This window comes from Micromonospora sp. ABR4_055 (assembly GCF_056160425.1).
In genome coordinates this window covers 1-12039 of record NZ_JBSWXD010000180.1, presented here as the reverse complement: position 1 = coordinate 12039, position 12039 = coordinate 1, and the positions used below count along the sequence as shown (strand labels likewise).

12 protein-coding genes and 1 pseudogene are annotated in these 12039 nt (G+C 69.3%); 9 read left to right on the top strand and 4 right to left on the bottom strand.

Going from position 1 to position 12039, the window contains the following annotated elements; genetic code table 11:
* A pseudogene (locus tag ACXAHD_RS28220) lies at positions 1 to 254 on the top strand (hypothetical protein); the annotation flags it as partial.
* On the top strand, positions 251 to 817 hold the full coding sequence (locus ACXAHD_RS28215) for a hypothetical protein (protein WP_281554812.1): 567 nt from the start codon (positions 251 to 253) through the stop codon (positions 815 to 817). The pseudogene ACXAHD_RS28220 and the gene ACXAHD_RS28215, both read left to right, overlap by 4 nt.
* A 68-nt stretch (positions 818 to 885) precedes the next feature.
* Here ACXAHD_RS28215 and ACXAHD_RS28210 read toward each other — a convergent pair whose 3' ends face one another.
* Positions 886 to 1152, bottom strand: coding sequence for a ferredoxin (locus ACXAHD_RS28210; protein ID WP_416555873.1), 267 nt, complete (start codon positions 1150 to 1152; stop codon positions 886 to 888).
* Between the two features lie 268 nt (positions 1153 to 1420).
* Here ACXAHD_RS28210 and arc point away from each other — a divergent pair, with 268 nt between their 5' ends.
* The 5 genes from arc (at position 1421) to prcA (ending at position 7119) form a co-directional block, all read left to right on the top strand.
* A complete protein-coding gene (arc, locus tag ACXAHD_RS28205) occupies positions 1421 to 3202 on the top strand; it encodes a proteasome ATPase (protein ID WP_281554813.1) in 1782 nt (593 codons plus the stop codon).
* A 189-nt stretch (positions 3203 to 3391) separates the two neighbouring features.
* Positions 3392 to 4909 (top strand): depupylase/deamidase Dop, encoded by a 1518-nt coding sequence (dop, locus tag ACXAHD_RS28200; RefSeq protein ID WP_348650078.1) that lies wholly within the window; start codon positions 3392 to 3394, stop codon positions 4907 to 4909.
* A 101-nt stretch (positions 4910 to 5010) separates the two neighbouring features.
* A complete protein-coding gene (locus tag ACXAHD_RS28195) occupies positions 5011 to 5226 on the top strand; it encodes a ubiquitin-like protein Pup (RefSeq protein WP_123601515.1) in 216 nt (71 codons plus the stop codon).
* Positions 5227 to 5357: 131 nt separating this feature from the next.
* Positions 5358 to 6197: a proteasome subunit beta gene (prcB, locus tag ACXAHD_RS28190; protein ID WP_278169020.1), complete on the top strand. Its 840-nt coding sequence runs from the start codon at positions 5358 to 5360 to the stop codon at positions 6195 to 6197.
* 67 nt (positions 6198 to 6264) lie between these two features.
* The gene (prcA, locus tag ACXAHD_RS28185) at positions 6265 to 7119 is read left to right on the top strand and encodes a proteasome subunit alpha (protein ID WP_281554814.1); all 855 of its coding nucleotides are present in this window, start codon (positions 6265 to 6267) and stop codon (positions 7117 to 7119) included.
* A gap of 45 nt (positions 7120 to 7164) precedes the next feature.
* Here prcA and ACXAHD_RS28180 read toward each other — a convergent pair whose 3' ends face one another.
* The 3 genes from ACXAHD_RS28180 to rfbB all read right to left on the bottom strand — a co-directional run bounded on the left by ACXAHD_RS28180 (position 7165) and on the right by rfbB (position 10165).
* Positions 7165 to 8211, bottom strand: a complete 1047-nt coding sequence (locus ACXAHD_RS28180; RefSeq protein WP_281554815.1) for a glycosyltransferase family 2 protein — start codon at positions 8209 to 8211, stop codon at positions 7165 to 7167.
* Between the two features lie 86 nt (positions 8212 to 8297).
* Complete coding sequence (rfbD, locus tag ACXAHD_RS28175) at positions 8298 to 9182, bottom strand: dTDP-4-dehydrorhamnose reductase (protein WP_289212810.1); 885 nt, start codon at positions 9180 to 9182, stop codon at positions 8298 to 8300.
* Complete coding sequence (gene rfbB / locus ACXAHD_RS28170) at positions 9179 to 10165, bottom strand: dTDP-glucose 4,6-dehydratase (protein WP_281554817.1); 987 nt, start codon at positions 10163 to 10165, stop codon at positions 9179 to 9181. The genes rfbD and rfbB overlap by 4 nt, the downstream gene beginning before the upstream one ends.
* A 207-nt stretch (positions 10166 to 10372) precedes the next feature.
* On the opposite strand from rfbB, the gene rfbA reads away from it, so the two are divergent.
* Complete coding sequence (rfbA, locus tag ACXAHD_RS28165; protein ID WP_281554818.1) at positions 10373 to 11281, top strand: glucose-1-phosphate thymidylyltransferase RfbA; 909 nt, start codon at positions 10373 to 10375, stop codon at positions 11279 to 11281.
* Entirely contained in the window at positions 11281 to 11904 is a 624-nt protein-coding gene (locus ACXAHD_RS28160) for a dTDP-4-dehydrorhamnose 3,5-epimerase family protein (protein WP_281554819.1), read from the top strand. Before rfbA ends, ACXAHD_RS28160 begins: the two co-directional genes overlap by 1 nt.
* The last annotated feature ends 135 nt before the right edge of the window (positions 11905 to 12039 follow it).

The following is a 12039-nucleotide window of genomic DNA, read 5'->3' as shown; positions in this document are numbered from 1 at the left end:
TTTTTTTTTTGCTTCCGGCCCCGGCGGGTCTGGTTCCTTTTGTTTTTTTTTTTTTCCTCTCTGTTTTGCCACCGTTTCTCCACATTCCCTCTCGCCGCCCCAAGCCGAGCAAGGGAGCGGAGGCGTACGCGGCGCGCCGCCGGGACCAGACCGGTGCGCCGGTGCCGCCCGACGCCGCCGGTCCGGCGTCACCCGACCGGGCCGAAGGGCCGGCCCCGTCGCTGGGCACGGTGGCCGGGACGGGGCCGGCATGAGCCGGCCCGCGTTCGGTGGTGGCGAGTTGCCGGCGGTCTTCCCCGACTGGTCGCCCTATCCGGACCTGGACGCGGCCAGCCGGGCGTACCTGCGGGACCCGGACGTCGCGCTGGAGGCGCTCGGTGGCGTACTGGCGGGCGCCGAGGTTCTCGCCTTCACCCTCGAGCGGTTCGTCAACGAGGTCAACGGGGTCTGGCAGGAGGTGGCGATCTGCGACGGCAGCCGGATGGTCCTGTGGCACGGTGAGGACGTCCCGCCGGGGGACGGGCCGGTCGGGTCGATGACGTCGTCGTTACGGGTGGTGCCGTTGTCCACGGTCACCGAGGTCGGCTGCCGCCGTCGGCTGACCCGTACGCCGAACGGGCAGATCCGGGTGGACAGCGTCGACGTCTACCTGCTGCTCAGTTCGCAGGACGAGACGCAACCCGAGGAGCATCTCGGCCCCCGGCACGACGCGCTGCGGTTCGGCAAGACGCTCGACGACGGTGGTTCGGGGCAGATCGCGCGGCTCGAGGAGTTCGCCCGGGTGGTCGCCTCGGTGGCGGGCCGGCCGCTGCTGTGATGTGGGTCACCCATCGCAGGTAGGTGGCCGTACCGGCGGGCAGCGAGCCGTACCGGTAGACCGGGTGGCTAGCCGGCGTCCGGTCCGGACACCTCGGTCTGGTCGTCCGCGCGGACCACGTGGATGCACTCGCCGGGGCAGTCCTTGGCCGCGTCGATCACGTCGAGCCGCAGCCGTTCGGGGACGGCGACCCGGGCGCCCTCGGCGACCTGCAGTTCCCCGGAGGCGTCCTTGACGTAGGCGAGCCCGTCGATGTCGAACTCGAAGACGTCCCGGGCGTACTGCACGCACAGCCCGTCTCCGGTGCAGAGGTCCTGGTCGACCCAGACCTGCAGCTCCGTGTCGGTTGATGCCGTTTCGCCCGGCTCTCCGGGGGACCGGGTCTCGGTCGGGGTCGTCACCGCGCACCTCCCTGGGTCGTGCCCGTCCTCGCGTCCCGACGGTACCCGACACGCCGTGGGACCGGCCGGCCAGGCGTCCGTCGGCCGCTTGTGACGTGCCCGAGCGATCAAGGTTGTGGGACGACTGTGTTGCGTGGGTTCGAAACGTCCGGCAAACGGCTAGTGTTAGGGCAGTACGTTTTAGCCCCCGGGGAGGTGGGACGTGGCACGCAGCGACGACGCGGATTCGCGCGCCGCACGGTGGGAGAAGGAGGCCCACGATCTCTCCACCCAGGTCGCGTTTCTTCAAGAGGAACTCGCTCTGGTGCGGCGCAAGTTGACCGAAAGCCCCCGACACGTGCGGCAGCTCGAGGAACGGCTGGCGGCAGCGCAGGCGCAGCTGGCCCGACTGACCGAGAACAACGAACGGCTCGTGGCGACCCTCAAGGAAGCCAGGGCCCAGATCGTCACGCTCAAGGAGGAGATCGACCGGCTGGCGCAACCGCCCAGCGGGTACGGCGTCTTCCTGGCCCGACACGCGGACGGCACGGTGGACGTCTTCACCGGTGGCCGGAAGCTACGGGTGGCGCTCTCTCCCTCGTTGGACGCCGACGAGCTCCAACGCGGCCAGGAGGTCCTGCTCAACGACGCGCTCAACGTGGTCGACGCGTTCGGCTACGAGCGGGTCGGTGAGGTGGTGATGCTCAAGGAACTCCTCGACAATCCGACCGGCGAGCCGAGTGACCGTGCCCTGGTCATCTCGCACGCCGACGAGGAGCGGGTGGTGCATCTGGCGCAGACGCTGGTCGGCAGCGCGCTGCGGGCTGGCGACTCGCTGATGATCGAGCCGCGGTCGGCGTACGCCTACGAGCGGATACCGAAGAGCGAGGTCGAGGAGCTGGTGCTGGAGGAGGTGCCGGACGTCGACTACACCGACATCGGCGGCCTGCACGCCCAGATCGAGCAGATCAGGGACGCGGTCGAGCTGCCGTTCCTGCACGCGGAGCTGTTCCGTGAGCACCATCTGCGTCCACCGAAGGGCATCCTGCTCTACGGTCCGCCCGGGTGCGGCAAGACGCTGATCGCCAAGGCGGTGGCCAACTCGCTGGCCAAGAAGATCGCCGAGCGGCGGGGTGAGGAGAAGCACACCAGCTTCTTCCTCAACATCAAGGGCCCGGAGCTGCTCAACAAGTACGTCGGTGAGACCGAGCGGCACATCCGGCTGATTTTCCAGCGGGCCCGGGAGAAGGCCGGCGAAGGTACCCCGGTGATCGTGTTCTTCGACGAGATGGACTCGGTCTTCCGGACCCGGGGCTCCGGTGTCTCCTCGGACGTGGAGAACACCATCGTTCCGCAGCTGCTGAGCGAGATCGACGGGGTCGAGGGCCTGGAGAACGTGATCGTGATCGGTGCCTCCAACCGGGAGGACATGATCGATCCCGCGATCCTGCGGCCCGGCCGGCTGGACGTCAAGATCAAGATCGAGCGTCCGGACGCCGAGGCGGCCAAGGACATCTTCTCCAAGTACATCCTCACCGGGCTGCCGCTGCACCCGGACGACCTCACCGAGCACGGCGACGATCCGCAGGCCACCGTGGCAGCCATGATCGACGCCGTGGTGCTGCGGATGTACTCGGAGACCGACGAGAACCGGTTCCTCGAGGTGACCTACGCCAACGGGGACAAGGAGGTCCTGTACTTCAAGGACTTCAACTCCGGCGCGATGATCCAGAACATCGTCGACCGGGGCAAGAAGATGGCGATCAAGGAGTTCCTCACCTCCGGGCGCAAGGGTCTGCGGCTGCAGCACCTGCTCGACGCGTGCGTCGACGAGTTCCGGGAGAACGAGGACCTGCCGAACACCACCAACCCGGACGACTGGGCCCGGATCTCCGGTAAGAAGGGGGAACGGATCGTCTACATCCGTACCCTCGTCTCCGGCGGCAAGGGCGCGGAGGCCGGCCGGTCGATCGAGACGGCCAGCAACACCGGGCAGTACCTCTGACCACGGTCCGGTGTCCCGCACCCCGTTTCGGGGTGCGGGACACCGGTTACGCGGCGCGACTCGACCGCGCCGCGGGACCGGTGTCCGACGCGCCCCGCGTGACCACGCGGACACGCCAACGTCCGGTTCCGTCGGTGCGCGGACTACGCTCGACATGACGGGCGCCGACGGAAGCGATGAGGTAACGGCATGAGTGTGCGGCGGATCATGGGCACCGAGGTGGAGTACGGCATCTCCGTGCCCGGCCAGCCCGGAGCCAACCCGATGGTCACCTCCTCACAGGTGGTCAACGCCTACGGTGCCCGACCCGAACTGAACCGGGGCGGCCGGGCCCGGTGGGACTACGAGGAGGAATCGCCGCTACGTGACGCCCGCGGCTTCACCTACTCGGGGGCCGCCTACGACCCGGCGGAGGCCCTCGCCGACGAGGATCTCGGCCTGGCCAACGTGATCCTCACCAACGGTGCCCGGCTCTACGTCGACCACGCCCACCCCGAGTACTCCACCCCCGAGGTCACCAACCCGCTGGACCTGGTCCGGTGGGACAAGGCGGGGGAGCGGGTCATGGCGGAGGCGGCCCGCCGCGCGGCGACCATCCCCGGTTCGCACCCCATCCAGCTGTACAAGAACAACACCGACAACAAGGGCGCCAGCTACGGCTCCCACGAGAACTACCTGATGCGTCGGCAGACACCGTTCGCCGACATCGTGGCGTACCTGACGCCGTTCTTCGTCACCCGGCAGATCGTCTGCGGGGCGGGTCGGGTCGGCATCGGCCAGGACGGCTCCCAGACCGGGTTCCAGATCTCCCAGCGGGCCGACTTCTTCGAGGTCGAGGTCGGCCTGGAAACCACGCTGAAGCGGCCGATCATCAACACCCGGGACGAACCGCACGCCGACGCCGACAAGTACCGCCGGCTGCACGTGATCATCGGCGACGCCAACCTTTCGGAGATCTCCACCTACCTGAAGGTCGGCACCACCTCGTTGATCCTGACCATGATCGAGGAGAAGGCGCTCGGCGCCGATCTCGGCATCGCCGACCCGGTGGCCGAGCTCAAGGCGGTGAGCCACGACCCGTCCCTGGCGCATCTGATGCGGCTGCGCGACGGCCGCCGGCTCACTGCGCTCGACCTGCAGTGGGCGTTCTACGAACGGGCCAGGGCGTTCGTCGACGACCGGTACGGTACCGACCTCGACGAGGCCACGGCCGACGTGCTGGACCGCTGGGAGGACGTGCTCGACCGGCTGGGACGGGATGTGATGTCCTGCGCGCAGGAGCTGGACTGGGTCGCGAAGCTGCGGCTGCTCGACGGCTACCGGGAGCGGGAAGGGCTCACCTGGGCCTCGCCGAAACTGCAGCTGGTCGACCTGCAGTACGCCGACGTGAGGCCGGAGAAGGGCCTCTACCACCGCCTGGTGGGTCGGGGAGCGATGCGTACCCTGCTCGACGACAGCGCCACCCGCGCCGCGATGGTCGAGCCGCCACCGGACACCCGGGCCTACTTCCGGGGCCGGTGCCTGGCGCAGTACGCCTCCGAGGTGGTCGCCGCCAGCTGGGACTCGGTCATCTTCGACGTGGGCCGGGAGTCGCTGGTCCGGGTGCCGATGATGGAGCCGGAGCGGGGGACTCAGGTCCACGTGGGCGACCTGTTCGACCGGTGCGCCAGCGCGAAGGACCTGCTGGAGGTGCTCACCGGAGGCTGAGCCGGCCAGGTTCGCTTGGCGCGAACGTGGCCGACGCCGGCCGGTTCCGTCGCCACCGCGAGGTAAGTTTCACCTAGGCGATCGTGTGGAGGAGGCACCTGATGGCTACCCGTGACAGCGGCGGTCAGTCCCAGTCCGGCAAGTCCCGCCGGGCCGAGGAAGTCGACGAGACGGTCACCGAGACGGATCCGGAGGCCGCGCAGCGGCACGCCGAGATCACCGAGGACGTCGATGACCTGCTCGACGAGATCGACTCGGTGCTCGAAGAGAACGCCGAGGAGTTCGTCCGCGGCTACGTACAGAAGGGCGGCGAGTAGCTCGCCGGCGGTGAAGATCGCACCCACCGGGTGCGCACGCTAGTCTGCTCCAACACACCGGTGGCCTCGACCGGCGCCGTGCCGGCACGGGCGGCCCGGTCAGGCGATCACGTTATGCAGAGAGGGACCACGTGGCAGCGGGATTCGATCCATCCGGACGCCTTCCGGACGTGTTCACCAACGCGGGAACGTCCTCCTTCACCCAGTTCCTGGCGTCGGCCGCACCGGATCTGCTGCCGGGGCGCCGCCCACTGCCGCCCGGGCTGTCCGCGGACGTCGGCCCGCACGCCACGACGATCGTCACGCTCGTCACCGCCGAAGGCGTGGTGATGGCCGGTGACCGCCGGGCGACAATGGGCAACCTGATCGCCAACCGGGACATCGAGAAGGTGCACCCCGCTGACGCCTACTCGCTGATCGGCATCGCCGGCACCGCCGGCATCGGCATCGAGCTGATGCGGCTGTTCCAGGTCGAGCTGGAGCACTACGAGAAGATGGAGGGCGCCGTCCTCTCCCTGGACGGCAAAGCGAACCGCCTCGCGTCGATGATCCGCAACAACCTCGGTGCCGCGCTGCAAGGGCTGGCCGTGGTGCCGCTGTTCGCCGGGTTCGACCTGGCCGCGACCGATCCGGCCGAGGCCGGCCGGATCTTCAGCTTCGACGTCACCGGCGGTCCGTACGAGACCACCGGTTTCGACGCGATCGGCTCCGGGTCGCTGTTCGCGAAGGCGGCTCTGAAGAAGCGGTACCGTTCCGGGCTGAGTAGCGCCGACGCGGTCCGTCTCGCGGTGGAGGCGCTGTACGACGCCGCCGACGACGACACCGCCACCGGCGGCCCGGATCTGACCCGCCGGATCTTCCCGGTGGTGATGACCGCGACGGCGGCCGGCACCCACCGGCTCACCGACGCCGAGTCGGCCCAGATCGCCGAGGCGGTCGTCGCCGCGCGTACCGAGAATCCGGGCGGCTGAACCCGCGAGCGCCGACTTGTCTCGTCCGCTGTAGTCGTTACCACCTGGTCGAAGGAGAGCCGCCGCCGTGGCAATGCAGTTTTACGCCTCGCCCGAGCAGATCATGCGGGACCGTTCCGAGCTCGCCCGCAAGGGCATCGCCCGGGGCCGTAGCGCGCTGGTGCTGAGCTTCGAGGGCGGTGTGCTGTTCGTCGCCGAGAATCTGTCCAGCGCCCTGCACAAGGTGAGCGAGATCTACGACCGGATCGGGTTCGCCGCCGTCGGCCGATACAACGAGTTCGAGAATCTGCGCCGGGCCGGGGTGCGGATGGCCGACCTGAACGGCCTCAGCTACGACCGTCGCGACGTGACCGGGCGGGCGCTGGCCAACGCGTACGCGCAGACCCTCGGGTCGATCTTCACCGAGCAGTCGAAGCCGTTCGAGGTGGAGATCTGCGTTGCTGAGGTCGGGCTGGAGCCGGCTGCTGACGAGATCTACCGGCTGACCTACGACGGCTCGGTCACCGACGAGCCGGGGTGGATGGCGATGGGCGGTCATGCCGAGACGATCGCCGGTGTGTTGCGAACCGACCATCGGGCCGACATGTCGCTGTCCGACGCCGTCGGGCTGGCGGTGCGGGCCCTCGCCGAAGTGGGCGGTGAGAACGGCGCGACCCGCAGCATCGCCGCCAACCAGTTGGAGGTGGCGGTGCTCGACCGCCGCCGCCGTGGCCGGACCTTCCGCCGGATCGCCGGCGCCGCGTTGACCGCGCTGCTCGACGGGGGTGCCGCCACCTCGGCGGACGAGCCCTCGTCGGCAGAAGCAGGCAGGTCCGGCGGTCCCCGGGTGCCCGAGTCGACGCCGGGAAAGCCGACTTCCTCGGCCGCCTCCGCCGACCTGGAGGATGCCGCCGGCGATTCGGGCCCCACCGAACAGGACTGACCGGGCGCGGTGTGTCGCCCCAGGGCGGCGCTTCGGCCTGGTGCGTCACACCCAGTGTCGTACCGTCCGCCAGTACGCCGCCAGCATCGCGTTGAGTACCTTCCTGCCCGGCGGGTCGATCAGCGGGGTGTCCAGCCGATCGGCGAGGACTCGCATCCACACCCGGTCCGGGACGGTCCGCTCGGCCTGCAGCTGTGCCCGGCGCTGGCGCAGGTGACTGCGGTGCTGCCACAGCCACCGGTAGCCGCGGAGCTTGTCGGGCAGCCAGCCCTGTCGGGCGGCCAGCACCAGCACCGCCAACTCCAGAGCCAGCAGTGGCGGGCCGAGCAGCACCAGCGACCGCCCTCCCCACACCGTGGCCACGAACATCACTCGGTTGCGTTCGACAAGGTAGAACTTGAAGCTGTTGCGGCTGAACTCGTAGCGGTGCAGCGCCACCGCGTCCGGCACGTTGACCACTCGCAGCCCGACCCGCCAGGTTCTGATCGACAGGTCCGCGTCCTCGTGGTACGCGAAGTAGTGCGGGTCGAAGCCCCCCAGCCGGTCCCAGTGCGCCCGGCGGGTCATCAGGCAGGCACCCATCGCACCGGCGGTCTCGGTCGGTTCGGTGCGGGTCTCCCGCTCCCGGAATCCGCCGATCCAACTCAACCCGAGCACGTGCACCTCGTTGCCGCGAGAATTGAGCAGGTCCGGCTCGTCGGCCAGGCGGACCGCGCCGGCGGCGATGCCGACGCTCGGGTCCGCGAGCTCCTCCACCAGCCGGGCGACGGTGGTCGGCTCGACCACCGCGTCGCCGTTGACCAATGCCACGTACTCGCCGACGGCGGCGGCCACGCCGACGTTGCAGCCGGCGGAGAAGCCGACGTTGCGGCCGTCGCCGACCACCGTGACGCCGGGAACCTCACGCAGCACGGTGACATCGTCGGTGGTGCACCCGTTGTCGACCAACACCACGTCGACGTCGACCTTGACCGAGGCGAGCAGGGCTTCCACCGATCGGCGCAGCAGCGGTTCCGCGCCCCAGGCCAGCACGACGGCACTGACCCGGGGCAGGCCGGACGGCGTACGGAATTCACTACTATTTTCCGACATGTCGGTTTCTCTCCTGGGCCGGGGGAATCCGGGCGCCTCTGACGCGGCGTGCCTGTCCTGCCGGCTGGACCGGCGGCCCGGACAGGTCAGCCGCCGAACGCCGGGTCGCGCAACGCGGTGGAGAGCATGCTCCGCCAGTCTGCCATGACCGGTAGGCCGGCGCGCGCCCAACGTTGATGTCCGAGCACCGAGTACGTCGGTCGGGCGGCGGGCCGACGGAAGTTGGCACTGGTGGTGGGACGGATCCGCGTCGGGTCGAGGCCGCGCAGCGCGAACGCCTCCCGGGCCAGCCCACACCAGGTCGTCTGCCCGCTCGCCGTTCCGTGGTAAAACCCGGCGCTCGCCGTGCCGGCGACCGCCGCCGCGGCGAGCGCGACCAGCTGGTTGGCCAGGGCGTACGACCAGGTCGGCTGACCATGCTGGTCATCGACGACCTCGAGGTGCTCCCGCTCGCCGGCCAGCCGCAGCATGGTCGCGACGAAGTTGGGTCCGTGTGCCCCGTAGAGCCACGCGGTCCGGACCACGTAGCCGCGCTCCGGCAGCAGCCGGGCGACGGCCTGTTCACCGACGAGCTTGCTGCGACCGTACGCGTTGACAGGTGAGGTCGGGGCATCCTCCGGGTACGGGGAGGTGCCGTCGCCGGCGAACACGTAATCGGTGGAGACGTGCACCAGGTGCGCCCCACGGTCGGCGCAAGCCTGGGCCAGATGCGCCACGGCGGTGCCGTTGACGGCGGTGGCGGCTTCCTCAGCCGCCTCCGCGCCGTCCACGTCGGTCCACGCTGCGGCGTTGATCACTACCTGATGCCCGTCGACGGCGGCAGCGACCGCCGCCGGGTTGGTGATGTCCAAATCGGTACGGGTCAGCGCGGTCACCGACCGGGTGTCCGGGTGGTCGGCCAACGCGGCCAGCAGGTCCCGCCCCAGCATCCCACCGGCACCGGTGACCAGCCACCGGTCTGCGGCGGTCACGACGACGCCACAGGCTTCTTCAGCGGCTCCCACCAGGGCCGGTTCTCCCGGTACCAGCGGACCGTGTCGGCCAGTCCTTCGTCCAGCGTGACACTCGGGGTGTAGCCCAGCTCGTGGGAGATCTTGCTGATGTCCAGCGAGTAGCGCCGGTCGTGTCCCTTACGGTCGGTGACCGGGACGACCCGTTCCCACCCCACCCCACAGGCGTCCAGTAGCCGGGCGGTGAGCTCCTTGTTGGTCAGTTCGGTCCCGCCGCCGATGTGGTAGACCTCGCCGGCGCGCCCGCCGGCGGCGACCAGCGTGATGCCCACGCAGTGGTCCCGCACGTGCAGCCAGTCCCGGACGTTGCCGCCGTCGCCGTACAGCGGCACCGTACCGCCGTCCAGCAGGTTGGTGACGAACAGCGGGATGACCTTCTCCGGGAACTGGTACGGCCCGTAGTTGTTGGAGCAGCGAGTCACCACGACGTCCATGCCGTGTGTCCGGTGGTAGGCCAGGGCCACCAAGTCGGAGCCGGCCTTGGACGCGGAGTACGGTGAGTTCGGCGACAACGGCCAGTCCTCGGTCCACGACCCTTCGTCGATCGACCCGTACACCTCGTCGGTCGAGACGTGCACGAACCGGTCCGTCCCGTGGCGCAGCGCCGCGTCGAGCAGAGTCTGGGTGCCCACCACGTTGGTGGTCACGAACTCCGCGGCACCGGTGATCGACCGGTCAACGTGCGACTCGGCGGCGAAGTGCACCACCATGTCGTGTCCGGCGAGTGCTCGGTCGACGGCGGCGGCGTCGCAGATGTCCGCTTGGACGAAGGCAAACCGTGGGTCGTCACGGACCGGGGCCAGGTTGGCGAGATTGCCGGAGTAGGTCAGATTGTCCAGCACGGTCACCGTAGCCGGACTGACCGGGGCGTTCGGATCGGTGAGCAGCATCCGGACGAATTCGGATCCGATGAAGCCGGCACCGCCGGTGACGAGGACTCTCACAGGTCCGGGAGTCTACGGGACACCGGCGCCGTCGGCCCAGGGGATCGCCGGTGACGGCTTTCCGACGATGTCCTCGCCGGTCCCGGCAATGGACTGGTGCACGACCGGCCGAGCGGATGTCGGACGAAGGGCCCGACATCCGTGACCGGCCCGTAGAGGGAGCCCGTTGACGGTTGCTGTGGGTGGTTAGGCCGGTAGGCTCCCGCCGTGCGTGGAATCCTACTCGCTGGCGGTACCGGATCTCGGCTCTGGCCGATCACTCGCGCCGTGTCGAAACAGCTCATGCCGGTCTTCGACAAGCCGATGATCTACTACCCGCTCGCCACCCTGATCATGTCCGGCATCCAGGAGATCCTGGTCGTGACCACACCGGAGGATCAACCGCAGTTCCGACGACTGCTCGGCGACGGAGCGCAGTTCGGGCTGAGGCTGAGCTACCGGGCGCAGCCCCGGCCGGAAGGCATCGCCCAGGCATTCGTGCTCGGCGCGGACTTCATCGGCGATGAGTCCGTCGCGTTGATCCTTGGCGACAACATCTTCCACGGCATCGGTCTGGGCCGGAAGCTGTCCGACCACGCCGACCTCACCGGCGGCCTGATCTTCGCCTACCCGGTGGCCAACCCCGAGGCGTACGGCGTGGTCGACTTCGACGCCGCCGGCCGGGTCCTGTCGATCGAGGAAAAGCCGAAGCGGCCGCGGTCGCGCTATGCGGTGCCCGGCTTGTACTTCTACGACAACCAGGTGGTGGAGATCGCCGCAGGGCTGAAACCGAGCGACCGCGGCGAGCTGGAGATCACGGCGGTCAACGAGGCGTACCGCCGGGCCGGTCAGCTGTCGGTGACCGTGCTGGACCGGGGAACGGCCTGGCTGGACACCGGCACGTTCAATTCGATGATGCAGGCCGCCGAGTTCGTCCGGGTGATCGAGGAACGCCAGGGCATGAAGATCGGCTGCGTCGAGGAGTCCGCCTGGCGCGCCGGCCTGATCGACGACGATCAGCTGTGCGCCCTCGCCGAGCCGCTGACCAAAAGCGGTTACGGCAGCTACCTGCTGAGCCTGATCGAGGAGCGCAACGACCACCGGTTGTCCGAAGCCGGTCCGGCCGAGGAGGCCTGATGAAGATCCGGGAGCTCGAGATCGAGGGCGCCTGGGAGGTCACCCCGCAGCAGCACGGTGACCCGCGCGGGCTGTTCATGGAGTGGTACCGCTTCGACCACCTGGCCGGGGCGGTCGGGCATCCGCTGCGGCTGGCCCAGGGCAACCTGTCGGTCTCGGCGTATGGCGTGGTCCGGGGCATCCACTTCGCCGACGTGCCGCCTGGCCAGGCCAAGTACATCAGCTGCGTACGGGGCGCGGTGGTCGACGTGATCGTGGACCTGCGGGTCGGTTCACCGACGTTCGGCCGGTGGACGGCGGTGCGGCTCGACGACGTGGACCGCCGCGCGGTCTACCTCAGCGAAGGACTCGGGCACGGGTTCTGCGCGATGTCCGACGACGCCACCCTGAACTATTTCTGTTCGACCACCTACAACCCGCGCGCGGAGCACGGCGTACATCCTCTCGACGCCGACCTGGCCATCGACTGGCCGGTCGCCGCGCCGCAGCTGTCCGCCCGCGACGATGCGGCCCCGACACTGGCCCAGGCCCGCGCCGACGGCCTGCTGCCGGACTACGGCCGCTGTCGGGAGTTCGCTGCCCGGCTCTCCGCCGGCGAGTCGCCGTACGCGCCTGGCCAATAACTCTGCGCGAAAGCGGGATGTGGGGGGGTGTTTTGCCTACAGGTGCGCCCAGGACTACCACAAAGCACCCGAGGGGAGGCAGGGGTGGTTGTGGGGGGGGGAAACGTTCGTGTTTATAAAAAGGGAGGTTTTCCC

Excerpts from the sequence above, each read along its gene's own strand:
- ACXAHD_RS28215 (WP_281554812.1), top strand. The coding sequence starts at position 251 with ATGAGCCGGCCCGCGTTCGGTGGTGGCGAGTTGCCGGCGGTCTTCCCC.
- dop (WP_348650078.1), top strand. The coding sequence starts at position 3,392 with ATGAGTGTGCGGCGGATCATGGGCACCGAGGTGGAGTACGGCATCTCC.
- ACXAHD_RS28195 (WP_123601515.1), top strand. The coding sequence starts at position 5,011 with ATGGCTACCCGTGACAGCGGCGGTCAGTCCCAGTCCGGCAAGTCCCGC.
- ACXAHD_RS28180 (WP_281554815.1), bottom strand. The coding sequence starts at position 8,211 with ATGTCGGAAAATAGTAGTGAATTCCGTACGCCGTCCGGCCTGCCCCGG.
- ACXAHD_RS28160 (WP_281554819.1), top strand. The coding sequence starts at position 11,281 with ATGAAGATCCGGGAGCTCGAGATCGAGGGCGCCTGGGAGGTCACCCCG.